Genomic DNA, 26410 nt, shown 5'->3' on the forward strand with positions numbered 1-26410 from the left:
GAGTTGAGACCTCCCGGAAATATGAGTGGCCTGTGCGCGGCTTGCCCGAAAAATCCGCGGCATAAGCCCCGAATGCCACACCCAACGCCCTTGACAATACTTGGCACTTGAGTCACAACTGGTCCTTGCGCAGCGAAGTTGACAACGTTGTCCCGTGCGCAGGGAGGGTACCCGTTGAAGCAGCAGAGAGCTCGGCACAGATGGGGTACGGCGGTCGTGTCGGCGGCCGCCTTCGCTTTGACCGTGGGTTCGCAGGGGGCGGCGGTGGCCCTGCCCGAGGCGCCCGCGACGGCCGGCCGGGAGTTCGCCTCCTCCTTCGAGGCGGACGATCCGGCACCCGACTGGCTCAACACCGTCGACACCGCCCCGGACGGCACCAAACGCGCCTCGGGCGTCGACGGCGGCTACCGCACCGGCATCCCGGGCAATGTGACCGACCAGGTCACGGACGTACGGGCGAGCGGGGAGAACACCGGCGGCGGCGAGGTGAAGGAGAACCTCGCCGACGGGGAGCCCAGCAGCAAATGGCTGGTCTTCGCACCCACCGGGTGGGCGGAGTTCGACCTGGACAGGCCGGTGAGAATCGCGAAGTACGCCCTCACCTCGGCCAATGACTACGCCGAACGCGACCCCCAGGACTGGATCCTGCGGGGCTCCACGGACGGCAAGGACTGGAAGACGGTCGACACCCGATCGGGCGAGAGCTTCGCCGAACGGTTCCAGACCAGGACCTACGACCTCGCGGAACCGGTCGAGTACCAGCACTTCCGGCTGGAGATCACCAAGAACCACGGCGCCGGCATCCTCCAGCTCGCCGACGTCCAGCTCTCCACGGGCGCCGACGACGGCCCGGTCCCGCCGGACATGCTCTCCCACGTCGACCGCGGCCCGAGCGGCTCGCCGACCGCCAAGGCGGGCGCCGGCTTCACCGGCAAGCGGGCGCTGCGCTACGCCGGCCGGCACACCACGGACGGACGGGCGTACTCGTACAACAAGGTCTACGACGTGAACGTGGCCGTCGGCCGCGACACCCGGCTGTCCTACCGGATCTTCCCGTCGATGGCGGACGGCGACCTCGACTACGACGCCACGAACGTCTCCGTCGACCTCGCCTTCACCGACGGCACCCACCTCAGCGACCTCGGCGCCACCGACCAGCACGGCTTCCCGCTCTCCCCGCGCGGGCAGGGCGCGGCCAAGGTGCTCTACGTCAACCAGTGGAACAACGTCGCCTCGCGCATCGGCTCGGTCGCGGCCGGCAAGACGGTCGACCGGATCCTGGTGGCGTACGACTCCCCCAAGGGCCCGGCGAAGTTCCGCGGCTGGCTGGACGACATCGCGCTGAAGTCCGTGGCCCCCGAGAAGCCGAAGGCGCACCCGTCCGACTACGCGCTCACCACCCGCGGCACGCTCTCCAGCGGCGGCTTCTCGCGCGGCAACACCTTCCCGGCGACGGCCGTGCCGCACGGCTTCAACTTCTGGACGCCGGTGACGAACGCGGGCTCGCTGAGCTGGCTTTACGACTACGCACGCGCGAACAACGCCGACAACCTGCCGACCATCCAGGCGTTCAGCGCCAGCCACGAGCCCAGTCCCTGGATGGGCGACCGGCAGACCTTCCAGGTGATGCCGTCGGCCGCCGCCGGCACCCCGGACACCGGGCGCGAGGCCCGCGAGCTGGCCTTCAAGCACGAGAACGAGACCGCGCGGCCGTACTACTACGGGGTGCGGTTCGAGAACGGGCTGAAGGCGGAGATGGCACCGACCGACCACGCTGCGGTGCTGCGCTTCACCTACCCGGGTGACGACGCGAGCGTGATCTTCGACAACGTGACGGACCAGGCGGGGCTCACCCTCGACGAGGAGAACGGGATCGTCACCGGCTACTCGGACGTGAAGTCGGGGCTGTCGACGGGCGCGACCCGGCTGTTCGTGTACGGCGAGTTCGACAAGCCGGTGACCGGGGGTTCGGCCGACGGGGTGAAGGGCCATCTGCGCTTCGACGCCGGATCCGACCGGACGGTCACCCTGCGCCTGGCCACCTCGCTCATCAGCGTCGACCAGGCGAAGGACAACCTGCGCCAGGAGGTCGACGGCGCCTCCTTCGAGAGCGTGAAGTCGCGCGCCCAGCGCCAGTGGGACCGGCTGCTCGGCAAGGTCGAGGTGGAGGGTGCGACGCCGGACCAGCTCACCACGCTGTACTCCAGCCTGTACCGGCTGTACCTGTACCCCAACTCCGGCTTCGAGAAGGTCGGCGGGAAGTACCGGTACGCCTCGCCGTTCTCACCGATGCCGAACCCCGACACGCCGACGCACACCGGGGCGAAGATCGTGGACGGCAAGGTCTACGTCAACAACGGCTTCTGGGACACCTACCGGACCACCTGGCCCGCGTACTCGCTGCTCACCCCGGGCCGGGCGGGCGAGCTGGTCGACGGCTTCGTGCAGCAGTACAAGGACGGCGGCTGGACCTCCCGCTGGTCCTCCCCCGGCTACGCCGACCTGATGACCGGCACCTCCTCGGACGTCGCCTTCGCGGACGCCTACGTCAAGGGCGTCGGCTTCGACGCGAAGTCGGCGTACGACGCGGCCGTGAAGAACGCGACCGTGGTGCCCCCGTCGTCCGGCGTCGGCCGCAAGGGCATGGCGACCTCGCCGTTCCTCGGCTACACCGGCACCGACACGCACGAGGGCCTGTCGTGGGCGCTGGAGGGCTACCTCAACGACTACGGCATCGCGAAGATGGGCCAGGCCCTGTACAAGAAGACCGGCGACAAGCGGTACAAGGAGGAGTCGGAGTACTTCCTGAACCGCGCTCGGGACTATGTGAACCTCTTCGACGGGAAAGCCGGCTTCTTCCAGGGCCGCGACGCCAAGGGCGACTGGCGCGTCGAGTCCGCCGAGTACGACCCGCGGGTGTGGGGCTACGACTACACCGAGACGAACGGCTGGGGGTACGCCTTCACGGCGCCCCAGGACAGCCGGGGCCTGGCCAACCTCTACGGCGGCCGCGGCGGCCTCGCCGACAAGCTCGACGAGTACTTTGCCACCCCGGAGACGGCCTCGCCGGAGTTCAAGGGCTCCTACAACGGTGTCATCCACGAGATGACGGAGGCGCGGGACGTCCGGATGGGCATGTACGGCCACTCCAACCAGGTGGCCCACCACGCGATCTACATGTACGACGCGGCCGGTCAGCCCTGGAAGGCGCAGAAGAACGTACGCGAGGTCCTGTCGCGGCTGTACGTCGGCGGCGAGATCGGGCAGGGCTACCACGGCGACGAGGACAACGGCGAGCAGTCGGCCTGGTTCCTGTTCTCCGCGCTGGGCTTCTATCCGCTGGTGATGGGCAGCGGCGAGTACGCCATCGGGTCGCCCCTGTTCAAGAAGGCGACGGTCCGGCTCGAGAACGGCCGCAAGCTGGTGGTGAAGGCGCCGAGGAACAGCGCCCGCAACGTGTACGTGCAGGGCCTCAAGGTCAACGGCGTGCCGTGGAAGTCGACTTCACTCCCCCACTCACTGATCGCGAAGGGCGGCGTCCTGGAGTTCGACATGGGCCCGCGGCCCTCGTCCTGGGGCACCGGCAAGAACGCGGCGCCCGTGTCGATCACGAAGGACGACAAGGTGCCGACGCCTCGGGCGGACGTGCTGAAGGGTGACGGGGCGCTGTTCGACAACACCTCGGAGACGCAGGCGAGCGTCACGTCGGTGGAGCTGCCGGTGTCCGAGGCCGCCAAGGCCGTGCAGTACACCCTGACGTCGCCGTCCGACCGCGCGAAGGCGCCGACCGGCTGGAAGCTCCAGGGGTCGAAGGACGGCACCACGTGGCGGACGCTCGACGAGCGCTCCGGGCAGTCCTTCGTATGGGACCGCCAGACGCGGGCGTTCTCCGTGGGGTCGCCGGGTACGTACGGGAAGTACCGCCTGGTGTTCGACGGTGAGGCGACCGTCGCGGAGGTCGAACTGCTCAGCTGAAAAACGGAGTTGGGAGTCCCATGCCGCTTCCCTTGCCTGTCCTGCCCGAGGGCCTCGACCCGGCCTGGTTGCCGCCGGAGGCCTTCCGGTCGCTCGGCAGCCGGCGCACGCTGATCCGGTGGTCGGGTCGGCGCGGGTCGGCTCCGCTGGTGGAGACGGTGCACGACGAAGTGGCGGACGCTGTCGCCCGGTTCGGTGGTCGTGTCGTACGCGATCCCGAGCCGGGCGACGGCATTCCGTACGACCTGGTGCTCGAACTGACCGGGGCGAGCGGAGACGAGGGGTTCGTGTGCGGGCGCGAGGACGGTACGACTACGACCGTCACGGCGTCAGGGCAACGCGGGCTGCTGTACGGGCTGTTCCACGTCGCGCGGCTCGGTGAGGACGCCTTCCGTGGCGAATGGGCACCGGAGGTGCTCCAGCCGGCGGTGGCTGTGCGCATGCTCGACCACTGGGACAACGTGGCCGTGCACCCGGTGATGGGCCAGGTCGAGCGCGGTTACGCCGGTGGGTCGCTGTTCTGGGCGGACGGCCGGGCACGCGGTGAGCTGCTGGGGCGAGTGCGCGCGTACGGCAGGCTGCTGGCGGCTTGCGGGATCAACGCCGTCGCCGTGAACAACGTCAACGTACACGAGGCCGAGGCCCATCTGCTCACGGACCGGATCGCTGAAGTCGCGGAGATCTCACGCGCGTTGGGGCGGTACGGGATCCGGACGCATCTGTCGGTCACCTTCGCCGCTCCGATGGTGCTCGGCGGGCTGCCGTCGGCCGATCCGCTGGACGAGGCGGTGCAGGCGTGGTGGGCCGAGGCGACCGAGCGGGTGTACAAAGCGATACCCGGCTTCGGCGGGTACGTCGTGAAGGCCGACTCCGAAGGGCAGCCGGGACCGTTCGCGTACGGCCGCAGTCATGCGGACGGCGCGAACATGCTGGCCGCCGCGCTCGCCCCGTACAACGGCACCGTGCACTGGCGGGCGTTCGTCTACAACCACCGCCAGGACTGGCGGGACCGGGCGACGGACCGGGCGCGTGCCGCGTACGACCATTTCGTCCCGCTGGATGGGCATTTCGCCCCGAACGTGGTCCTCCAGGTCAAGCACGGGCCGATGGACTTCCAGGTGCGCGAGCCGGTCTCGCCGCTGATCGGCGCGATGCCACGTACCCGGCTCGCGGTGGAGGTACAGGCCACGCAGGAGTACACCGGGCAGCAGCGGCATGTGTGCTGGCTCGGGCCGATGTGGAGCGAGGTGTTGCGGTTCCGGCCCGAAGCGGGGTCGTCCGTCGGGGAGTTGGCGGCCCACGGCGGTGGTCTGGTGGCCGTGTCCAACGTCGGTGACGATCCGTTCTGGACCGGGCATCCGCTGGCCCAGGCGAACCTGTACACCTTCGGGCGCCTGGCCTGGCAGCCCGGCGCGGATCCGGGCCGACTCCTCGACGAGTGGATCGGGCTCACCTTCCCGGACGCCTCACAGCGGCTGGTCGACGGGCTGCGCGCGGTGCTCGACGGTTCGTGGCGGACGTACGAGAAGTACACCGCCCCGCTCGGTGTGGGCTGGATGGTGCAGCCCGGCCATCACTACGGCCCGAGCGTGGACGGCTACGAGTACAGCCCCTGGGGCACCTACCACTTCGCCGACCGCGACGGCATCGGCGTCGACCGCAGCGTGGCGACCGGCACCGGATACGCGGGGCAGTACGCCAAGCCGTGGGCCGGGGTGTACGAGTCACCGGACACCTGCCCGGACGAGCTGCTGCTGTTCTTCCACCACGTGTCGTACGACCATGTACTCCACAGCGGGAAGACGGTGATCCAGCACATATACGACACCCACTTCGAAGGCGTGGCGGAAGTGGAGCGGGCCCGCGAGGTGTGGGCCTCGCTGGCGGGGCTGATGGACCCGGCGCGCCACGCACGGGTGGCGGAGCGGTTCGAGGAGCAGCTCCGCAGTGCCCGTGAGTGGCGCGATCAGATCAACAGCTACTTCCTGCGCAAGTCGGGTGTGGGCGACGCACATGGGCGGCCCATCTACTGAAAGGCCGCGTCTACTGAACCCGCAGGATCGCTGTGCCCAGCGGATCGAGGGTCAGTGGCTAGCCCTCCTCGACCCGCTTGCCGGTCAGCAGGTCGGTGGCGCTGGTGTGGGCGGTCAGGTGGGCCGGTCCGGGGGCGTGGTTGAGGAGGAAGAGCAGGCGGGTGCCGTCGGGGGCGACTCGGGTCGCCGTCTCGACGCTCGAGTGGTCGTCGTATGGGCCGAGCAGGTCGTGGCGGGCCAGGATCCGGCGGGCGACCCGGTCGACGCCGGGCTGGTTCAGGGCGGTGGCGACGTACCAGCCTTCGCCCATGCCGTGGGTGTGCCGGGTGACGGCCGGGGTGCCCGCGTAGAAGTCGGCGCCGTACCTGCCGACCGGCTCGGCGCCGCGCGGCAGCACGATCTCGAAGACCAGGCGGGCCGCACAGCTCTCCCCTCCCATGTGGACGGGCTGTACGAAGTCCCGCGGCCGGGCGTCCCACTCGTCGACGCGGACGCCCGTGAGGGGCGCGAGCGGGCCCGGGACGTCGGTGCGGAAGGCGCGGTCGTGTTCGTCGACGCGGCCGGAGAGGAACGTCGTGAGGACCGTGCCGCCCCGTGCGGCCACCGCTTCGAGGCGCTGCGCCAGGTCCCCCTTCACCATGTGCAGGCCGGGCGGCTCGGCAGTAGGCGTGGACCACCTCCCGGTACTTCACCAGCCGGGACGGGCCGTCGGAGATCTAGTACGGGCGCCGAGGGTCGCGTCGCCCAGCGACTCCAACTCCCGCCCCAGATCGGCCACTTCGCGGAACACGCGGGTGTCATCACGGCCGGCGTGGCCGATGACCGCACCGTGGTACTTCTCGCAGGCGCCGTCCTTGAAGCCGCGCATCAGGTCGTGGGCGAGGCGGTCCAGGTGGGCGGGGCGTCGAGGGGCGGGTAGCTGTCCCAGGAGGCGAAGTCGAGGTGGGGCGCCCAGCGGTGGTGGTCGAGGGGGCGAAACATGCCCATGAAGTCGGTGGTGACGGGTGTCTCCTGGTCATGGGCGCGGATCACCTCCTTCTCGGCGAGGAAGCAGCCGAGCAGCGCGTCGGTGGTGAAGCGGAGGTAGTCGAGGGTGATGCCCTGGAACGCGGTGTGGTCGGGGCCGCGCCAGTGCTCGGTGAGGGCGTTCGGGGGTTCGATCTCGCCGAAGTCGGTGTAGCGGTGCGACCAGAAGGTCGTCCACCAGGCGTCGTTGAGGGCGTCGAGGGTGCCGTATCTGTCCCGGAGCCATACCCGGAAGGCCTTGGCGCACAGGTCGCAGTAGCAGGCGCCGCCGTACTCGTTGTTGATGTGCCAGGCGAGTAACGCCGGGTGGTCCGCGTAGCGTTCGGCGCGGCGGGCCGCCATCGCCGTGGCGTGGTCGCGGTACGCCGGTGAGCTGGGGCAGAAGTTGTGGCGCCGGCCGTAGCGGTGGCGGCGGCCTTCGAAGTCGGTGCGGTTGACCTCGGGGTGCTTCCTGGCCAGCCAGGGTGGCAGGGCCGCGGTGCCGGTGGCCAGGCAGACCTGGCGGTTCTCGGCGGCGGCGCGGTCCAGGACGCGGTCCAGGACCGTGAAGTCGTAGGTGTCGGGCGCGGGTTGGGTGAGGGACCAGGAGAAGACGCCTACCGTGAGGGTGTCGATGCCGGCCTGCGTGAACAGATGGTGGTCCTCGTCCCGGACCTGCTCCGGCCACTGCTCGGGGTTGTAGTCGCCGCCGTACGGGATCCTCGGGGTGCGCGGCGCGGTCATGCCGTGAAGTCCTCCTGGGTCTCGGCGATCACCGGGCGGCTGCTGTGCAGCAGGGACAGCAGCAGCGGGGCGGCCAGCAGGGCGGGCAGGGCCTCGGTCAGCAGGGCCGTCGACGCGGCCACCAGCACCAGCAGGGAGGCGGCGCCGAGGGTGGCGCGGGCGTGCCGGAAGAGGAAGTACCCGGCGAGGCGGGCGGTGTCGCGGGCGCGGAAGGCGAACAGCGAGGTGAGGACCAGCGCGTGCGCGCCCCACAGCAGGGAGCCGGCCCCGATCGCCCCCAGCAGCACCGCCCACCAGTCGGGCAGACCGGTGGCGGCGAAGTGGGTGAGGGTGAAGGCGATGACCGTCAGCCAGGCGAGCAGCGGCGTCCAGAGCTTCAGCGCGGGGAGCGCGTTGAGCCGCCAGCCGCGTGCGTAGGCGCGGGCCGGGTGCAGGTCGGTGAGGTCGGCGGTGCGGTGGTGCAGGGCGTAGAGGGCGGCGGACAGGGCCGGGCCGAGCGGGAGCAGACATACGGCGGCCAGGGGCAGGTTGGCCGGGTCGGGGCCGAGCAGGAGCAGTCCGGCGAGTCCCGGGGCGGCGGCCAGGAGCAGCAGGGCCTCGACGGTGACCAGGGTGTGGATCAGGGCGGCGGCGCGGGAGAGGGCTCCGGCGCCGAAGTCGGCCGTGCGGACGCCGCCGCTCACCCGTTCTCCTTCCTGAAGCGTTCGTACGCCTTGTTGTGCAGGTCGACGAGCCGGTCCAGGTTCTTGCCCTTGAGCTCGGTGACGTAGGCGTCCCATTCGGACATCGGGCGCTTGCCGAGGGCGAACTTGAGCATGTTCTGGGTGACGTGGTCCCTGAGCGGGGTGTCCCAGAGGGTCGCCTGCTCCTGTTCGACCGACTGGAGCGGGTGGGCCGGGTCGACGGGCAGTTCCTCGCGCCGCGTCATGACGTCCTGGAACTTCTGCTCGTCGGGGCTGAAGTTGGAGGAGACCAGGGCCCAGCTTCCGCCGTAGGTGAAGACGCCGTTGAAGAAGCCGTAGTCCTTCTGGAGGTCCTTCGGGGCGTCGGGGATGGAGCCCATGAGGCTGATGCCCGGCTCCAGTTCGTACTTGCCGCCGGACTCGGTGTAGGTGACGCCCTCGACGCCCCACTTGCAGAACTTCTGGCCCTCGTCCGAGTACCAGAGCCAGTCCACGAACTGCATCATCGCGACGAAGGTGTCGCTCTTGAGCGCCTCGCTGGAGATCATGACGCCGTTCTCCAGCCGGGTGCCGCCCATCACCACCGGCCCCGCCGGACCGAGCGGCACCGGGATCATCTCGATCTCGGCGTCCTTGACCTGCTTGGTCAGGTTGTAGCGGTAGTTCTGCACCAGCTCCTGCGGATTGGCGCTGATCGCGTAGGACTTCTCGGCCAGCAGCTTCTGGACCGCGGCGTCGTCGGGCTGGGTGAAGCTCTCGGGGTCCACCAGTTTCTCGGCGACGAGTTTCCTCAGGTACTCGACCATCTGACGGTAGGCGTCGGTGGCGCCGGTGAAGACGAACTTCTGCGCCTTCGAGTCGAAGCTGAGGTTGTTGTACGTCCAGCCCGCCCTGACCCCGTACGCCTGGCCGAGGTAGCTGAGCAGGGCGGCGGCGGGGAAGGGGGTGTTGGTGCTCCAGCGGTCGGTGAAGGGGTACTTGTCGGGGTACTCCTCCTTGAGCGCCCTGAAGACGTCGTACACCTCGTCCCAGGTGGTGGGCAGGCTCACGCCGATCCGGTCCAGGACGTCCGTGCGGAAGGACAGCGAGTAGTAGGACTTGGCCTTCTCGTGCAGGCCGGGCAGGAGGTAGTACTTGCCGTCGGACTGGCGGATGGAGTCGAGCTCGGGTTCGAGCTTCCATCTCTTCACCTTGTCCCGGAAGTTGGGCATCAGGTGTACGTAGTCGCTGACCGGGAGGATGGCGCCCGACGACACGAACGCGACCTCGGACGGGTGGTACGTCTTGGGGATCAGGAAGGGGGCGTCACCCGCGCCGATGAGAACGCTGCGCTTCTTCTCGTAGTCGGCCAGGGGCACGTCGACGGGCTTGAGGGTGACCCCGGTGCGCTTGGTGACCTCCTTCCAGAACAGCCAGCCGCTCTTCATCGGGTAGACCGGGTTGTTGTTGTGCAGCACCGAGAAGGACAGCGGCTTGGCCGCCTTGAACTGCTGGCCCGTGCGGTACTCCTTCATCGCGCCGTTCTGCTTCTTCGACAGGTCCTTGCCGTCCCCGCCGTCGTCGCCGCTGCCGCAGCCCGTGAGGGTGGCGAGACCTATGAAGCCGGCGGCGGCCAGGATCTGACGCCGCGACAGCTCTCCTGCGTTCATCACGGATACTCCTTTGTTCCGTAAGTGCGCCGTTGGTGCTCCGTAAGCGAGTTGAGGGATCGGTCAGCCCTTGACCGCGCCGAGCATCACGCCCGAGACGAAGTAGCGCTGGACGAACGGGTACACGCAGATGATCGGCAGCGCGGTGAGCACGATGGTGACCGCCTGGATGTTCGCCCCGACCTGGCTGAGCTGTGCGTCGACGGCGCCGGCGTTGGCCCCTGTCGTGGCGCCCGAGATCATGTTGCGCAGATACACGGTGACCGGCATGAGATCGGTCCGGTCCATATAGAGGAACGCCCCGAACCAGGAGTTCCAGAAGGACACCGAGTAGAAGAGCACCATGGTCGCGACGACCGCCTTGGACAGTGGCAGCACGATCCTGAGCAGGGTGCCGTAGGTGTTCAGGCCGTCGATCTGGGCGGCCTCCTCCAGCTCGGTCGGCAGGCTCTCGAAGAAGGCCTTCATCACCAGCAGGTTGAAGACGCTGATCGCGTTCGGCAGCGCCAGCGCCCACACGCTGTTCTTCAGTCCGAGGCTGGTGACCAGGACGTAGTTGGGGATCAGTCCGCCGGTGAAGAACATGGTGAACACGGCGATGCCGACGAGCACCCCGCGCCCCTTGAGCTGCTTCTTCGACAGGACGTAGGCGTAACAGGTGGTCAGGACCATGGCGACGGCGGTCGCCACGACCGTGTAGAAGACGGTGTTGCCGTAGCTCCGCCAGAACACCGAGTCCTGGAAGACGATCCTGTACGTGGTGAGGTTGAATCCCTTGGGCCACAGCGTCACTTCACCGGCCCGGATGTAGCGCTCCCCGCTGAGCGAGCGGGCGACGATGTTGAGGAAGGGGTACAGGGTCACGACCACGACGAGGGTGAGGATCACCCCGTTGACGCCCTGGAAGAGGCGGTAGGAACGGCTCGGCTTCACCACAGGCTGGTCCCCACTGTGCGGCGCGAGAGCTGGTTGGCGGAGGTGATCAGGACCAGGCCGATGATCGCCTCGAACAGGCCGATGGCGGCGGCGTAGCTGAAGTTGTTGGACTCGACGCCGGTCCGGTAGACGTACGTGGAGATCACGTCGGCGGTCGGGTAGGTCAGCGCGTTGTACAGCAGCAGGACCTTCTCGAAGCCGACGGCCATGAAGGTGCCGATGTTGAGGATCAGCAGGGTGATCATGGTGGGCCGGATGCCGGGCAGCGTGACGTGCCAGATCTGCTGCCAGCGGTTGGCGCCGTCGATCCGGGCGGCCTCGTACAGGTCCTCGTCGATGGTGGTGAGCGCGGCGAGATAGAGGATGGTCCCCCACCCGGCGGTCTGCCAGATCTCCGAGCCGACGTAGACGGTGCGGAACCACTCGGGTTCCTGGATGAACCGGATCGGGTCGTGCCCGAACCAGCCCAGCACATGGTTGATCGCGCCGTCGGTGGCGAGCATCTGCATGGTGATGCCCGCGACGATCACGATCGAGAGGAAGTGCGGCAGATACGACACCGACTGAACGAACCGTTTCAGCGCACGGCGGCGCACCTCGTTCAGCAGCAGCGCCAGCACGATCGGGATCGGGAAGCAGAAGACGAGCGTGAGCCCGCCGAGCCACAGGGTGTTGCGGAAGACCTGCCAGAAGGTGGGGTCGCTGAGGAACATCTCGACATAGCGCAGGCCCACCCACTCCCCGCCGAAGATCGAGCCGCCAGGTTCGAAGCGTCGGAACGCGATCACGTTGCCGAGCATCGGCACATAGCGGAAGACCAGGAAGAACAGCAGCGGCAGCACGGCCAGCGAGTAGAGCTGCCAGTCCCGCCGCAGCGCACGCCGCCAGCCCGTGCGCGCCGACCGCCGACCGCGACGGGGTGGCGCCTTCGCCGACGGCGGCTGCCGTGTGCCGGGCGGTGGAGCCGACGTGGTGGACGTGCTCATGCAGTGGCCTCCCGGTGGCACCGAAAGTTTCGGAGTCGTACCGGCAACTTTGCGGCGAGGTTAGGGGCGGGTGTAATGGCTGTCAATGGGGCTGACACGTAAGTCAGTTGAGGAAGCAGTTACCGCGGAGAGCCCAAAGACAACGAAACATTCTGATATCAAGCCGCAACAATCGGAGGTCATCGTTGCCCGCATTCGACCTGCCGCCGGACGCCCTGGAGCACTACCGTCCGGATCTCCAAGAGCCCGCGGACTTCGACGAGTTCTGGCGCGACACCCTCGAGGAGGCGGCCCGGCACGAGGTGTTGGTGTCGGCTCACCCGGTGGAGACCGGCCTGCGCCTGACGGACACCTGGGACGTGACCTTCCGGGGCTTCGGCGGCGACCCGGTGCGGGCCTGGTTCAGCAGACCGGCCGGGCCGCGCGAGGCGCTTCCCGCCGTCGTCGAGTACGCCGGCTACGGCCGCGGCCGCGGCCTCCCGCACGAGCGGCTGACCTGGGTGAACGCCGGGTATGCCCATCTGCTGATGGACAACAGGGGCCAGGGCGACCAGTACGGCAACGGCGGCGCGACCCCGGACCCGCACGCCACGGCACCGGGCGGCCCGGGCCCGGCGGCACGCGGCCTGCTCTCCCTCGGCGACTACCACTACCGCCGCCTCATCACGGACGCGGTACGAGCGGTCGAGGCGATACGAACGCTCCCCGGCGTGGACGCCTCCCGGATCGCGGCCGTCGGCAACAGCCAGGGCGGCGGACTGGCGCTGGCCGTGGCGGGACTCGTGCCCGACCTCGCGGCGACCCTGGTCACCGCCCCGTTCCTGTGCGGCATCCGGCGCGCACTCGACCTCACCGACGCGGCGCCCTACGGCGAGATCACCGCGTACCTCTCCGTGCACCGGGGCGCCGAGCGGGCCGCGTACGACACGCTCGCCCACATGGAGGGGATCTCCTTCGCCCGGCGCGCCCGGGCCCCGGCCCACTTCGGAGTCGGCCTGCGCGACATGGTGTGCCCGCCGAGCGGGGCGTACGGCGCCTTCAACCGCTATGCGGAGCTGTCCGGCGCCGACCCGCGCAAGGAGATCCACCCCTATCCGTTCAACGGCCACGAGGGCGGCGACGCGGTACACGTACGCCGCCAACTGGACTGGATGGCGGAGGTGTTGGGACTCGACCCGCGTCCGGTGTGAACACGGTAAAGTCATGCACAGAGCGCGTAGACATCGTTGTCGGACCACGGCCTCATACGTCACACCTCGTACTGGCCGCACCTGCCAACCACCACCCGGACGAGCTTCTTTCCCCCCTCGAGCCCGTCCGGCTCGCGGACCCGGTGGGCGTCTGCTCAACGCCACCGGGTCCGCCCGGAGCGGAAGCGAACCGCCGGGTCGGGCACCGCAGCATCATGTTCAGTAGCTGGTCCTGCCAGCGTTCGCGCGGAACACCCTCTCTTCGTGCGGCCCGTAGGCGAGGTCGAAGACGACCAGGACGCCGGTGCGGCGATCTCGATGCTCCTCCGCGTCCCTCAGTTGGATGTCGATACGGCGGTCACGGATCATCCCGAGGATCGCGGGGAGGACGGCCAGGGAGAGCACGGCGAGGGCGATGACCGTCTGGACAGTAGCGTCAAAGGTATTGTTCATGACTCAAGCCTGATGCCTGACGGAGCCGAACAGGAGTGGCAGGGCTGCCAGGTGCCTTCAAATTCCTGCCAGGCATGCGCACCGACGAACGGGCGCGTCGCCGGCGGGCTGACGTGGCCGGGCCCCGACCGCGCAAGGATGTCCACGCCCTCGCGGTGGCGCTGTCCCCGGACACGGCGACGGCGGGGTAGCGCGTCTGAGGGCCAGGTCCTCGCACGTCAGCGTACGGGCGCGGCGGCTTCCCCCTTCGGCGCGGTGCGCAGGGTGCGAAGCGGCGACAGGAAGGCCGGGACGGCACTGAGCGTCATGCCGACCGCACCGATCCACAAGCTGGCCGCCGCACCGAACGCCGAGCCGAGCGCTCCCCCCGACAGTCCGCCCAGCGGAATCCCGCCCCAGGAGACGAAGCGGGCCGTCGCGCTCACCCGGCCCAGGAGCCGGTCCGGCGCGAGGGCCTGCTGGAAGCTCGACTGGGCCACCACGCGCACGACGCCGCCCAGCGAGAGACCCGCGAGCCCGACGGCCGCCGCGTACACGCTCCATCCCGGTCGGGCCGACGCCATCAAGGCCGTCGGAGGGCCGGTGGCGAGCGGCGCCAGCCAGATGACCGGCCCCTGCCCGACCCACCGCGAAACCCGGGTCGCCAGCAGCGCCCCGACGAGCGCACCACACCCCATCCCTGACAGAACGACCCCGATACCGAAGGAGCCGAGGCCGATTTCCCTCTCCAGGAAGACCAGCAGCATGGCCTGATACATGACCAGAAAGAAATTGAACGTCGCGTCGCCCAGCATGATCGCGCGCAGGCCGGCATGCCGGAGCACGAATTTCAGACCTTCCCTGATTTCCCGGCCCAGTCGGGGATGCCGACTCGGCTCCGGCTTCGGCTCGCGCTTTCGGATGCCGATCGCCAGCACTCCCGACAGGGCCACTCCGACCGAACTCACCAGCCCCGTCACAGGCGCCCCGACCCAGCCGACCATCGGCCCTGCCAGCCCGGGCCCACTGATACTGGTCACCGAGCGAATCGCCGAGAGCTTCGAGTTCCCCTCCATGAGTTGGTCGCGCCCCACCAGATGCGGCAGATAGCTGACGTAGGCGACGTCGAAGAAGACCGTCAGCACCCCATGAACCAGTGCGACCGCGTACAGCCACCAGATGCTCAGCAGATCCGCCCACCACGCCAACGGGATGCTGAGCAGGACCAGTGCCCTCGCCAGGTCGGTGCTGATCAGCACCGACCGCTTCCGCATCCGGTCCACCCACGCACCGGCCGGCAGCCCGACCAGGAGCGAGCCCGCCGTCGTCATCGTGGTCAGCAGCCCGACCTGGAACTCGTCGGCCCGCAAGGCCGTGAGGGCGACCAGCGGAAGCGCCAGGAACACGACGCGGTCGCCCAGTTGACCGAATGCGGTGGCGGCGAACAGCCGGCGGAAATCCGGATCCCGTGACACTCCGGTCCAGGGGAGTATCGATATACGGGTCACTTGGTGGTCCGCTCCAGCCGCTCCACCGCGAACTCGTAGGCCACTTCCCGCCGTGCGTCCGGAATGACGATGTCGGCGGTCTCCACCGGACGTCCGTCGGTGTCGTAGATGGTGCGCTCGATCCGGAGCACCAGATCCCCGACACCGACTCCCAGGAGGTTCGCCTGTTCCCGGGTGGCGCGAGCCGGGCGCGGCAGCTCGATCACCGTTTCGACGTCCACGCCGATGGAGCGCATCCGCTCGACCACTCCCTTTCCCGCGAGCGGCCCCCTTTCGGGCAGCATGATCGGCGTTCCGTCCGTGATGGCCATCGGTTCCCAGGAATTCGAGAGCTGGACCGGCTGCCCGTCGGCGAGGAACTCGTAGTGGGTGTTGACGCAGAGGTCGCCCGGGCCGATCGCGAGCCGCTCGGCGATCGCCGCCGGGGCCGCGACCCGGACCTCGCTGTGCGCATCCCAGGCCCCGGCCCTGCCCCGCTCCTTCATGGCGGCGAGCGACGGAGCGCCGTGCCGCGAGCGGACCATCCGCAGGCGCTCACGCGGCACCCGTACGTACGTCCCCGAGCCCGCGCGCCCTTCGAGGAGGCCCTCGACGATCAAGTGCTCCACGGCCCGCTGCGTGACATTGCGCCCGACCCCGTACTCCGCGGCGAGCCGCGCGCGCGACGGCAGCCGCTCCCCGATCTCCCACTCGCCGGCGAGAATCCGCGCGTGCAGCGCGTCGGCCACCTCCAGGTAAGGCGCCTGTCGGGGCATGCACGACCCTCCCGTTGCTCTGCTGCACGGCAGCTCGTGACTGCCGACGGAGTTGGGAAGCTAGCGCATCGCGGGGAAGCTACTGGAGCGGCATTACGCCCGGCGCTCGTCAGAACCCGACGAGTGCGTCGAGGTCGATCTCGATGGGGAACGGCAGCTCGGTGACGAGCTTGTCGTGGTGCACCGGGTGCGACGGGGCGGGGAAGTACGAGAGAGTGTCCGCGTTGAGCCAGTACTCGTGCACCGCGAGTTTCTGCTCCCGGTCCAGCTCGACGCGCCAGTAGTAGGGAACTTTGCTGGTGGCGAAGAGCGCGGGCTTGCGTACGCGATCGTCCTGGCGAGAGCCGGAGGAGACGACCTCCACGACGAGGGAGACGTTCGCCACAGGGATGCACTCGACCTCGAAGAAGTTCAGCTTTCGAGGGTCGAAGACGAGTACGTCGGGCTTGGGCGTGTTCTGGCTGTCGACCATCACACATTGCTCGGCCACGACCTCATATGGTTCTGTGCGTGCCGACTCCAGAGCGGCCGCCAACCTGTCCCGCACACGGTTGTGCCAGAACTTGGTCTGTCCTCGAACCACGATCCGTCCATCCTCGAGTTCCCAGTCGAAGGGCAGCTCCAGGTGCTTGACCTGGTCGAAGGTCCAGCCGTCGGCCGGAGGGAACATCCAGGTGTCCTCGGTGGCCGGTCCCTGCTGGGGTGTGGTCATCACTGCTCCCATGGACGCCAGTGTGGACGCCGATACACGGCGTGATCGTACATACGAAGGTAGCGCGACCCGATCCGGCGATTCCATGGCACGCCATTGACGGGCGAAAGGCGTTTACAACCACGCCCCACGGCGCTACCTTCCGCAAAAGACGGGGTGGGAGCGCTCCCATGAGGCGGTGGACCGGAACCCACCGCCCCGGCCCGCTCCCACCCCGCACCCAGCCGCACGTCCCGTACCCCAAGGAACGGACTTGCCTGTCATGATCCTGACAAGAATCGCCTCCCCGGGCGCCCCCAAGCCCTCACCCCGCCGATTAACACTCCCCACCCGCGCCAGAGCCCTCTTCCTCGTCCTGATCGCCCTGGTCGCCACCGTCCCGGCCGTTGCCCTCGTCATGAGCACCGGCGGCCGGGCGGAGGCCCACGGCACGCCCATGAAGCCGGGCAGCCGCACCTTCCTGTGCTGGCAGGACGGCCTCACCGACACCGGTGAGATCAAGCCCGTCAACCCGGCCTGCAGAACAGCCCAACAGGTCAGCGGCACAACGCCGTTCTACAACTGGTTCTCCGTGCTGCGCTCCGACGGCGCCGGTCGCACCCGCGGCTTCGTGCCCGACGGCGAGCTGTGCAGCGGCGGCAACACCAACTTCACGGGCTTCAACACCCCCAGCAACGACTGGCCGCTCACCCACCTCACCTCGGGTGCGACCGTCGACTTCTCCTACAACGCCTGGGCCGCGCACCCGGGTTGGTTCTACGTCTACATCACCAAGGACGGCTTCGACCCGACCCGGACCCTCACCTGGGACGACATGGAGGAGCAGCCCTTCCTCTCGGTCGACCACCCGCCCCTCAACGGCTCCCCGGGCACGGTCGAGGCCAACTACTCCTGGTCCGGCAAGCTCCCCGACGACAAGTCCGGCCGCCACATCATCTACATGGTCTGGCAGCGCTCGGACAGCGCCGAGACCTTCTACTCCTGCTCCGACGTCGTCTTCGACGGCGGCAACGGCGAGGTGACCGGCGTCAAGGAGCCCGGCAACCCGACCGACCCGGTGCCCGGCGAGTGCTCCGCCACCCGACGCACGACCGGCACCTGGTCCGGCGGCTACCAGTCCGAGGTGACGGTCACCAACACCGGCGACGTCCCGATGCTGGGCTGGATGGTCGACTGGACGCTCCCCGCCGGCCAGAAGGTCGACAGCCTCTGGAGCGGCAACGCGACCTACAACGGCCAGGCGGTAATGGTCCACAACGCGGACTGGAACGGCTCCCTCGATCCGGGGGAGAGCACGACCTTCGGCTATGTCGTCTCCGGTTCCGGTGGCGACAGTACGACGGCCCTGCCCTGCCGGGTGGGCTGAACCGCTGCTCGGGATGGACCCGGTGGGCGTGAGCCGCCGTCCATCGGGTCCGACGGCAGGGCGTACCGGAACCTTGCAGAGACGTCCGGGCTCGAGGTCCTCAGGGTCGGGGTCGGGCTCGTCCGCGCTCCCTCTGCCTATCCAGCGAGGGCGAGGTTGTGCAGGCGGGCGATGCCGAGCACGGCGCGATGTACGCCATCGCCCTATCAAACGGCAGTCTCGGAGAATCTTCCAGCTCTTCATGCGGGCGAAGGCGTGCTAAACACGGGCGCGGACCTTGCGGTGTGAGCGGTTGTGCTCGTCCTTCCATGCCTGGAGTTCAGTCTGGCCGCGTTCGCGGCGGTGTGGGATCACCGGCCCAGTGCCGCGGTAACCACCGTCAGCGATCACCGTGGCTTTGCCCACGGCGGCCTTCGCTCCGGACAGCTCCGAGGCCCTGCAGTCGTCGCGGTTGCCGGGCAGGGGTCGGCCCACGGCGACGACCAGCCGTGTACCAGCGTCGATGACGACCTGGTGACTGGTGGAGTACCGATAGTTCTTCGACTGCTCGGCCACCGTATGGTCACGCGTGGGCACCAAGGTGCCGTCCACGATGAGCACGGCGTCCTTGCGGAACCGTCGGCGCGGTCGCAGAGCGAGCAGCGGCCCAAGGCGGTTGATGATGCGGTCGGCCGCGGACTTCGAGATGCCGAACGGCGGAGCAAGCTGGCGCAGTGTCAAGTTGGTGCGCCAGTACGCCGCGACCAGCAGGACGCGGCCCTCCAGGGGCAGACTCCACGGCCGATACCTCGGCGGACCACGTCCACGCCCTCCCAGCGCAGTGCGCTCACGAGCTTGGCGAAGCACCGCGGGCTCAGCACGGTGAACCTGCCGATGAGCGGCGAAAGGATCCGGCAGTGTACGCGCCAACCTCATCAAGCACGTCGCGGGCGTGCCGCACGTCGTCGAAGGAACAACCGCGGCACGAACACTCCGAATCCTGCGGATAGGGCGGCCGCCGTCCCGGTCCTTGCAGAAGGCTCCACGCGACACGAGGAGACTGTTCAGCGCGCAGCGCGCCGGGCCGTCTACGCGGCATCGGCCTTTCGGTACGTGGTCATGAGCATCATCATGCCAGCACCCCTGAAATCGTTCGGCATTGTCTACTTTCTTTTGGGCAAGGCGAATCGGTCGCGCGAAGCGCGTAGAAAACAGGGAATGGGCGGGCCCCTCGCCATGGCCGACCCGGCAGTCACGGCGGTAATGCCATTGCCGCGAACCCATCAACGAAATGCCGAAATCCGTCATGCTCGGGACGGGTCCCGAGTGGCCCGTGTCACCATCCCGGCATGCGCCAGGAGACCACATATCGGACCTTCCGCCTGCGGGGCCGCGCCACCTGGTTGGCGAGGGGCGTCGCCGGGACCGCCGTGCTTGCCGCGGTTGTCGCCTTGGGCGGATGTTCCTCTTCGCCGAAGGAGGAGCTGATCGAGAGTGCCGACAAGAAGTGCGACTCGATCAACGACCGGTTCGCCGGGGATCTGGCCTACGGCCGAACGATCGGCGCGGACGACCTGAAGAAGATGCGCAAGCGGATTGCGCTCATCAAGGACCTGCGGAAGCACGTACGAGGGATGCCGGAACCCGAATCCGACGCTGAACGAGCCAAACTGGATGCCTGGCTGCGCAAGCTCAACGCGTACGCCGACGAACTGAACACGATGCACAACCTCTTTGAGAACGCTCAGCCTGGCTGGGACATGCTGATCATCATGACCTCCGCCGAAGTCAAGGAGAAGGCGGAGGAGTCCGGAGCTGCCGCCAAGAAGTTCGGCTTCGACAGGTGTGCACGTGGTGCCAAGCGTTGGGAGTATCTGCCGGAATGAGCCGCGGAAGGCGACTCGGCCGGCACGTCGTCGCGACGGCACCGGCGCCCCGTGCCGCCCGCCCTACCCGCCCGGCTCTTCTTCATTGTTCTCGGTTGAGGTGAGTCATCATGAATGCACTACTGTGGGTTTTGCAGGGAATCATGGCCTTTCTCACTATTCCGTGGGGCCTGATGACCCTCCTGCACCGGGAGCAGCAAGCATACGTTCGGTATGGTCCGCCGGAAGTTGCCGGCATGGCGGTCCGTTTAGGGGACGGACCGAGCCCGGCAGCGCGGGTTGGCGGTTTCCTGGCGGTCGCATGTGGGGCTGCGCTGGTGGTTCCGGGGCTGATCGGCGCGGCGACGGTGCTGACGCCGACCGCCGCTCTCTCACTGCTGGTTCCGGCGGTGGTCGCCCCGGCGCGGAAGCTGATACGCGGTGAGATTGGGTTCTTCGCCTCGTTCTTCGGAATGCTCTATCTCGTCACGCCGCCGCTACTTGTCGCATGGGGTCGACTCGGGCCCTACCCGCTATGACTGCCCACGGGCGAGGCTAGGACTGCGACGAATGCCCGCTCGTGACGGATCGCCACGAAAACGCAGCACGCAGTCTCGCCGCCCTCGCACCGGGCAGGTGGCGCAACCCTGCCGCACCAGCAGCCGCAAGGAGCGCGAACCGTCTCCGTTGCAGCCGAGAGTTCGCATGCGTTCACTGTGGCCACCTCGACCACACGGATCGCATCGCCTCGATCGAAATCGAGGCCCGTGCACGCCGGATGGGCGACGCGGTCATCAAGAGCACGCGCAGTCCCCAGGCGGGGGCGAGAGGTGGCGCTCGGATGCGTGCAGCACTGGCCGCCGCCCCGTGAAGGGCGACGGCCAGAACCCTAGGCGCTCATGCCAAGGGGCACATCACTTGCGGATGAGGCTGCGCACCACGTACTGAGACATGCTTCGATTGCCGTTCTTAACCCTATTCACCGCCGCCGCTTGACCTCACTCTCGACCAACCACACAAAACGCCTGGTCAGAGGCGTGCCGAGGGATACATATAGGCACTAACTCGTAGTTGGTGAAGCACCTCAGTTCACATGCTTCGGTTGCGGTACTTGAGATCGCCACCTCCCCTGAAATCCGACGTTGCGATCGACCCGGGGTCCGAGCCGAGCTTCCGCGCTTGGCACCGGCTTCGTCAGTCATGGGTGGGCATGGCAGTGCTGCTGCGGGCAGGCGAAGACCAGTCGTCCTGAGCGAAACCGACGCGTTCGGCTGACGAGTCGAGAGCGACTCGTACTTGAGGAAGGAGGCTGTCGGTGTGAGGTCTCAGGAGATGCTTAACCGGTTGTGCTCTGGACATGGTTGACACGTTCGGCTGAACGTCCGCTATCCCCAAACTGCCGGTGGCGAAGCGGATCTCGTACTCGATCTTCTTCGGAGGGCGAGGAACCAGCTCGTCCTTCCTGGCGGCCGCCACGGCTACGGACGCTCCACGGGCTCATGGTCGTCGAGCCACTCCAGCCCGGCGCCTCCGCTGCTGAGCCCGGCCGCGACGGCTGTGGCCGTCTCCTTCCAGGAAGTCAGCTCTGCGATCGCGAGGTGCGGCTGGCCGGTGGAGAACGACGCGCGCGCCGCATCGACGAGGTCCTACGCACAGGACTCCCGGTCGGTCGGCGACAGCGCGAGCATCCAAGGGAAGGCCTTGGACATCCGCTCGGCGAGCGAGCCGCGGTCGTCGAGGGTGACGGTGATGAGCTGCGCGGCAAAGTTCAGCAAGCGGGCACGACCCTCGGCCTCGCGCTGCGACATCAGGACCAGAGCCTCGCCGTCGCGCCGGGTCACCGTCACGGGGTGGTCCTCGGCCTCGGCGAAGACCTCGGCGGAGTGCTTGCTCAGGTCCGAGGAGCGCCGAGTCGCCACGGGGGGGCCTGCTGCGATGGTCATGGATCCACAGTATTCGGAACGTATTCGGAAGTTCAGTGGAGACCGCGGAGTGCGTGCGCCAGACTCGACTTCGGGTCGATCCTGCCCGTCGTGCACGTCCCCGACCTGGACACGGCGATCGCGTTCATCAACGGCCGGGACAAGCCGCTGGCCCTCTACGCCTTCACCGCCTCCCGGCACTCCAAGCCCCGGCTCGTGACCGAGACCTCCTCCGGTGCCCTGGCCTTCGGCATTCCCAACGCCCATCTCACCGTGCCCGGCCAGCCCTTCGGCGGCGTCGGCGAGAGCGGCCAGGGCCGCTACCACGGCTCGCACTCCCTGGACACCTTCAGCCACACCAAAGCCGTACTCGACAAGCCGTTCCTGCCGGACACGCTGCACCTGGCCTACCCTCCCTTCACCCGCCGCAAGGAGCGCCTGCTGCGACGGATGATGTGAGTCGACGGGCACCGCGGCGGCCGGAGGGCCCACCGCTGGCCGGCCAGGGACTTCCGGAGAAAAGCGCCGTCTCATGCTGTGGTCGCACAGCAGCCACCAGTGATCGGTTCGATGCGACGGCCCGCCACCCGGCGCGCACAGGCGCGAAGCCGGTCGTGGAACTTGCTGATCAGGTCGATGTCCCGCCAGGGCGGAAGTAGGCGTGGACCCGCTACAACAGTGGGAACCGCGACGGACGACCTCGCGACAGCACGCCGATCACCACCGTCGAGATCACCGCTGCTTCGGCTGCAGGGCGCTGAGAAGCTGGGCGGCGTGGCGCACAGCTGCGACGGTGAGCCGGTCGTCGTCGGCGCGGGTGGCGATGGCTATGTCCATCGGCGGTCCCTGGAGCGGGATGAAGCGGACGTCCGGGCGTGGGTAGAAGCGGCTGGCGGCCTCGGCGTGCAGGGCGATACGGCCGGTGGTCGATACGGCCGCTGGTATGGCGGCGGGGTTGCGCAGGGCGCCCCGGCCGCGGGACGCGTCCGCGGCGGGGCCGGACCATGCCGCCAGCGCTGGGTGGGCCAGGGCGGTGGGCAGCCAGGCACTGTCGCTGACGTCGGCCTCAGTCAGGTGGTCGGCGTCGGCGAAGGAAGAGCGGGCGGGCACCACCACGACCCGGGGCATGGTCAGCACGCGGTCGAAGACGAGACCGTCGACTGGTCCGACGTACTGGACGATGCCTATGTCGACCTGGTGGCCGCGCAGCGCCTCGTACTGGTCGGCCAGGTCCAGTTCGGCGTAGGCGAAGGCGATGCCGGGGTCCTGGCTGTGCACCACTTGGAGCAGATCGGTCCAGCGTTCGCCGAGGCCGAATCCCAGGACACCGAGGGTGAGGATGTGTTCGTCGGACTCGGTGTTCCGGGGCTGGTCGGTCAGGGAGTCCAGGGTGTCAAGTAGCGCCCGGGCTTCGGCGATAAGCCGCACGCCGTCAGGAGTGAGCGCCACGCGTCGGCTGGTGCGTTCGAAGAGCCTGGTGCCGAGTTCCCGTTCCAGCCGCTGGATGTGGCGGCCGAAGGGCTGGGCGCTGATGTAGTGCCGCCGTACGGCTCTGCCGAAGTGCAGTTCGTCCGCCAGCGTCACCGCGTAGCGGAGTGCCCGGATGTCCATCGTGCCTCCGTGCTTCCCGCTCCGTGCCGAGCGTCGCGCCCTGTGCACCGTGTACGTCCCGCGATGTCGTGCCGTCAACCCCTCGGCCGCGGCGGGTTCACAACCGTTTCGGCTGATGATCCCCGATCCTCCGTCTGGTGAGCTGAGGCCAAGGGAGGCACTGCCTCTGTGGTTCGGATGACGAAGGAGTCATCGTCATGGCCAGGCATCGCATCGTGCTGCGTGGCGGCACCGTCCTCACCATGGATCCGCGCCTGGGGCTGCTGCCCCGCGGGGACGTGCTGATCGAGGACGGCGTGATCGCCGCGGTGGCACCGGACCTGTCCGTCGACGAGGCGGAGACCGTGGACGTCACGGGGCACATCATGGCGCCCGGCATGATCGACACTCACCGGCACACGTGGCAGACGCAGTTGCGCGCGCTGTGCGCCGACTGGACTCTGGCGGACTACCTGTTCGGGATCCGGCTCGGCGTCTCGCCCGCCTACCTGGCGGAGGACGTCCGTCTGGGCAATCACCTGGGTGCCCTGGACGCGATCAACTCCGGTGTCACCACGATCCTGGACTTCTCGCACTGCAACAACACACCCGAGCACGCCGACGCGGCGATCTCCGGTCTGCGGGAAGCCGGCATCCGCGCGGTGTTCGGCTACGGGTTCTTCGAATCGAACCCTCTGCAGCCGCCGCACTTCGCGGACCACGCCTCGCGCCTCGCTGACTTCCGGCGCATCGCCGACGCCCACTTCCCGAGCCGCGACGCTCTGCTGACCCTCGGCGTGGCGCTCACCGAGTACGGCACGCTGCCGTTCGACACCACCCGGGCGGAGATCACCGCCGCCCGCGAACAAGGCGCACTGATCGTCACGCACACCGGGTGTGTGTGGTCGCTGCCGAGCGGTGTGACCGAGCTCGCCGCGGCGGGCCTGCTCGGGCCTGACCAGGTCCATGTCCACTGCAATACGCTTTCCGACGCGGAGTGGCGCCTGCTGGCCGACCACGGCGCCAAACTGTCGATCTCGGTGGAGACCGAACTCAACATGGGCATGGGCCGCCCCGCCTTCGCCGCGGCCCGGCGGCACGGCATCAAGCCCACCCTGTCCTGCGACATCGTCTCCCTGAACACCGGCGACCTGTTCACCCAGACCCGTATGGGCCTGGCCTTCCAGCGCTGGGCCGACACCGAGGCGCTCAACCTCGACGGCGGGGACCCCACCACAGTCACCATCACCGCGCAGGAGGCGCTGCGCTGGACCACGGTCAACGCGGCCGAGGCGATCGGGCTGGAAGGCCGCATCGGCAGCCTCACCCCCGGCAAGCAGGCCGACATCATCGTGGTCGGCGGGACCGGCATGTCCCAGCGCCCCCACCTCGACCCGGCTGGGACCCTCGTCTTCCACACCACACCCGACGACGTCCGGCACGTCCTGGTCGCCGGCCGCTTCGTCAAGCGCGACGGCCGGCTCACCGGGGCCGACCTTCCGGCCCTGCTCGCCCACGCCGATGCCTCGGCCGAAGGCGTCCTCGGCCGACTCGCCGCCGCCGAGCGGCCCCTGCCGGGCACCCCGCCGGATGGCTGGGCCTTCGTCGCGCGGATGTCGTCCGGCCACCAGGCAACTGCCGAGCAACGGTGATCCGCATCCCGCCCGGGAAAAGGCCATGCGCTTCGTCACCCCCATCGAACGCGTTGGAGACCGCGTCGGCCTACTCGGCGCCGACAACCTAGTCCACGCACCGCCACCCCGCATCCGTCTCATCGACCTGCTGGACGACCCGCAGCGCCTGAACGACGCCGCACAGGCGGCGCCGCGCGATCCCCGCGCCGTGCATCCGTACGTCTCGCTCCGGCTGCGTGCGCCGATTCCGCAGCCGCCGACCGTGCGGGACTTCATGACGTTCGAGCAGCACGTCGAAGAAGTGGCCGGCTGGGCGAACCGGCCGCCGGGAGATGCGGGCGAGGGCTGTCGCCGAATGACGCCGTCCCGCCCGTACAGCGCGAGTCCAGAAAAGATCACTCGGCACGGCAGTTAACGTGTTCAGGCTCGAGCCGACCGGGGCGTGGAACAACTGGGCGACCGCCACCGTGACCGTGCCGGTGATGGCCGGGAGCAACGCGATCCGGCTGGTCGCCACGACCGACGGCGGACTGGCGAACATCGACTACATCGGCGTCTCGATGGACGGCACCACCCCGCCGACCATGCCGGACGTCCTGTATGCGGCAACGAACGGGAACGACAGCGGCCCGGGAACCCTGGCCCGGCCGCTGCGCGCCGTGGATCTGGCCGAGCCCGGAGACACCATCGAGATACGGGGCGGTACCTACGCGCCGAGTACGAACATCCGGATCCTCAAGAACGGTGCCCGGCCCAACCCATCACCCTCCGCAGCCACGGAAACGAGCGGGTGGTCATCGACGGCGAGAACATGCCGAACACGCCGGGCGAGGTCGGCTCCACCATCCCCGGTCGCAGCGCGGCGCGATCCACATCGAGGGTGACTGGTGGCGCATCACCGGCCTGGAGATCATCCACGGCCCGTACGGCATCTTCGGACCGGACTCCCACAACAACGTCTACGACAACTACGAGTCCGATCTCCATCTCGTGCTTGCGTCGAGCAACAACCAGATCATCAATCTGAACAGCTACGGCAACCGCGACCCGCGCAAGAACGGCGAGAGCGCCGACGGCCTGGCCATCAAGCAGGGCGCCGGCAACGTGGCCGACATGGCCTGGACGTTCGAGGAGATGGCCGCGTACGCCTCCCGCGGCACCTGGATCCGCCCTGGCGACGTCTTGGGCTCCGGAACCTGCGGCAACGGCGGCGGCCTGGCCGAACTCTGGGGCCGAGGCGGCCTCCTCGAACCCCCGCCGCTGGCCCCCGGCGACACCGTCACCATGACCGTCGAGGCCATCGGCACCATCAGCAACACCGTCGTCGAGGGCGTCGTGCCGGTGCCTCTGCCGCCTGCCCGCCGCAGACAATGACCACCGTGCCATGAGCTCTGGCAACACCCCCGGTACCGGACACCCCGTCCGGCACCGGGAGAAAGGCACGAA

Annotated in this window: 19 protein-coding genes and 4 pseudogenes; 11 read left to right on the forward strand and 12 right to left on the reverse strand. The window is 68.6% G+C overall.

Features of this window, described 5'->3' with window-relative positions:
- Positions 1-237: 237 nt before the first annotated feature.
- Positions 238-3975 (forward strand): GH92 family glycosyl hydrolase, encoded by a 3738-nt coding sequence (locus tag ACP4J3_RS18470; RefSeq protein WP_426535873.1) that lies wholly within the window; start codon positions 238-240, stop codon positions 3973-3975.
- A gap of 20 nt (positions 3976-3995) precedes the next feature.
- Positions 3996-6008: an alpha-glucuronidase gene (locus ACP4J3_RS18475; protein ID WP_426535674.1), complete on the forward strand. Its 2013-nt coding sequence runs from the start codon at positions 3996-3998 to the stop codon at positions 6006-6008.
- Positions 6009-6066: 58 nt separating this feature from the next.
- Here ACP4J3_RS18475 and ACP4J3_RS18480 read toward each other — a convergent pair.
- From ACP4J3_RS18480 to ACP4J3_RS18500, 5 genes and pseudogenes are all read right to left on the reverse strand, one after another.
- Positions 6067-7757: pseudogene (locus ACP4J3_RS18480) on the reverse strand (beta-galactosidase).
- Complete coding sequence (locus tag ACP4J3_RS18485; protein WP_426535676.1) at positions 7754-8440, reverse strand: hypothetical protein; 687 nt, start codon at positions 8438-8440, stop codon at positions 7754-7756. The pseudogene ACP4J3_RS18480 and the gene ACP4J3_RS18485 overlap by 4 nt, the downstream one beginning before the upstream one ends.
- On the reverse strand, positions 8437-10092 hold the full coding sequence (locus ACP4J3_RS18490) for an extracellular solute-binding protein (protein WP_426535678.1): 1656 nt from the start codon (positions 10090-10092) through the stop codon (positions 8437-8439). Before ACP4J3_RS18490 ends, ACP4J3_RS18485 begins: the two co-directional genes overlap by 4 nt.
- 60 nt (positions 10093-10152) lie before the next feature.
- On the reverse strand, positions 10153-11025 hold the full coding sequence (locus ACP4J3_RS18495; RefSeq protein WP_426535680.1) for a carbohydrate ABC transporter permease: 873 nt from the start codon (positions 11023-11025) through the stop codon (positions 10153-10155).
- The gene (locus ACP4J3_RS18500) at positions 11019-12011 is read right to left on the reverse strand and encodes an ABC transporter permease (protein WP_426535682.1); all 993 of its coding nucleotides are present in this window, start codon (positions 12009-12011) and stop codon (positions 11019-11021) included. Before ACP4J3_RS18500 ends, ACP4J3_RS18495 begins: the two co-directional genes overlap by 7 nt.
- Positions 12012-12196: 185 nt before the next feature.
- Between ACP4J3_RS18500 and ACP4J3_RS18505 the strand changes: the two genes are divergently transcribed.
- The gene (locus ACP4J3_RS18505) at positions 12197-13201 is read left to right on the forward strand and encodes an acetylxylan esterase (protein ID WP_426535684.1); all 1005 of its coding nucleotides are present in this window, start codon (positions 12197-12199) and stop codon (positions 13199-13201) included.
- Positions 13202-13420: 219 nt separating this feature from the next.
- Here the strand turns inward: ACP4J3_RS18505 and ACP4J3_RS18510 are convergent, their stop codons facing one another.
- From ACP4J3_RS18510 to ACP4J3_RS18525, 4 genes are all read right to left on the reverse strand, one after another.
- The gene (locus ACP4J3_RS18510; RefSeq protein ID WP_426535686.1) at positions 13421-13654 is read right to left on the reverse strand and encodes a hypothetical protein; all 234 of its coding nucleotides are present in this window, start codon (positions 13652-13654) and stop codon (positions 13421-13423) included.
- 218 nt (positions 13655-13872) lie between these two features.
- Positions 13873-15141: an MFS transporter gene (locus ACP4J3_RS18515; RefSeq protein ID WP_426535688.1), complete on the reverse strand. Its 1269-nt coding sequence runs from the start codon at positions 15139-15141 to the stop codon at positions 13873-13875.
- Positions 15138-15896, reverse strand: coding sequence for a GntR family transcriptional regulator (locus ACP4J3_RS18520; RefSeq protein WP_426535690.1), 759 nt, complete (start codon positions 15894-15896; stop codon positions 15138-15140). The genes ACP4J3_RS18515 and ACP4J3_RS18520 overlap by 4 nt, the downstream gene beginning before the upstream one ends.
- Before the next feature lie 109 nt (positions 15897-16005).
- Positions 16006-16620 carry a Uma2 family endonuclease gene (locus tag ACP4J3_RS18525; protein WP_426535692.1) on the reverse strand — a complete coding sequence of 205 codons (615 nt, stop codon included), beginning with the start codon at positions 16618-16620 and terminating at the stop codon, positions 16006-16008.
- 250 nt (positions 16621-16870) lie between these two features.
- Here ACP4J3_RS18525 and ACP4J3_RS18530 point away from each other — a divergent pair, with 250 nt between their 5' ends.
- A complete protein-coding gene (locus ACP4J3_RS18530) occupies positions 16871-17974 on the forward strand; it encodes a lytic polysaccharide monooxygenase auxiliary activity family 9 protein (protein WP_426535694.1) in 1104 nt (367 codons plus the stop codon).
- Between the two features lie 137 nt (positions 17975-18111).
- Here ACP4J3_RS18530 and ACP4J3_RS18535 read toward each other — a convergent pair.
- Positions 18112-18864, reverse strand: a pseudogene (locus ACP4J3_RS18535) (transposase).
- A gap of 438 nt (positions 18865-19302) precedes the next feature.
- On the opposite strand from ACP4J3_RS18535, the gene ACP4J3_RS18540 reads away from it, so the two are divergent.
- Positions 19303-19839 (forward strand): hypothetical protein, encoded by a 537-nt coding sequence (locus tag ACP4J3_RS18540; protein ID WP_426535696.1) that lies wholly within the window; start codon positions 19303-19305, stop codon positions 19837-19839.
- 110 nt (positions 19840-19949) lie between these two features.
- Positions 19950-20357 (forward strand): hypothetical protein, encoded by a 408-nt coding sequence (locus ACP4J3_RS18545; RefSeq protein WP_426535698.1) that lies wholly within the window; start codon positions 19950-19952, stop codon positions 20355-20357.
- A 1107-nt stretch (positions 20358-21464) separates the two neighbouring features.
- On the opposite strand, the gene ACP4J3_RS18550 is transcribed toward ACP4J3_RS18545, so the two are convergent.
- Positions 21465-21761: a hypothetical protein gene (locus tag ACP4J3_RS18550; protein WP_426535881.1), complete on the reverse strand. Its 297-nt coding sequence runs from the start codon at positions 21759-21761 to the stop codon at positions 21465-21467.
- 69 nt (positions 21762-21830) lie between these two features.
- Here ACP4J3_RS18550 and ACP4J3_RS18555 point away from each other — a divergent pair.
- A pseudogene (locus ACP4J3_RS18555) lies at positions 21831-22199 on the forward strand (aldehyde dehydrogenase family protein); the annotation flags it as partial.
- 273 nt (positions 22200-22472) lie between these two features.
- Here ACP4J3_RS18555 and ACP4J3_RS18560 read toward each other — a convergent pair.
- Positions 22473-23351 carry a LysR family transcriptional regulator gene (locus ACP4J3_RS18560; RefSeq protein WP_426535700.1) on the reverse strand — a complete coding sequence of 293 codons (879 nt, stop codon included), beginning with the start codon at positions 23349-23351 and terminating at the stop codon, positions 22473-22475.
- A gap of 197 nt (positions 23352-23548) precedes the next feature.
- Here ACP4J3_RS18560 and ACP4J3_RS18565 point away from each other — a divergent pair, with 197 nt between their 5' ends.
- From ACP4J3_RS18565 to ACP4J3_RS18580, 4 genes and pseudogenes are all read left to right on the forward strand, one after another.
- On the forward strand, positions 23549-24982 hold the full coding sequence (locus ACP4J3_RS18565; protein ID WP_426535702.1) for an amidohydrolase family protein: 1434 nt from the start codon (positions 23549-23551) through the stop codon (positions 24980-24982).
- Between the two features lie 25 nt (positions 24983-25007).
- Complete coding sequence (locus ACP4J3_RS18570) at positions 25008-25379, forward strand: hypothetical protein (protein WP_426535704.1); 372 nt, start codon at positions 25008-25010, stop codon at positions 25377-25379.
- 1 nt (position 25380) lies between these two features.
- A complete protein-coding gene (locus ACP4J3_RS18575; protein WP_426535706.1) occupies positions 25381-25848 on the forward strand; it encodes a carbohydrate-binding protein in 468 nt (155 codons plus the stop codon).
- A gap of 229 nt (positions 25849-26077) precedes the next feature.
- A pseudogene (locus ACP4J3_RS18580) lies at positions 26078-26338 on the forward strand (fumarylacetoacetate hydrolase family protein); the annotation flags it as partial.
- Positions 26339-26410 lie beyond the last annotated feature (72 nt).

The organism is Streptomyces sp. UG1 (assembly GCF_049974585.1).
In the GTDB taxonomy this organism is placed as follows: domain Bacteria; phylum Actinomycetota; class Actinomycetes; order Streptomycetales; family Streptomycetaceae; genus Streptomyces.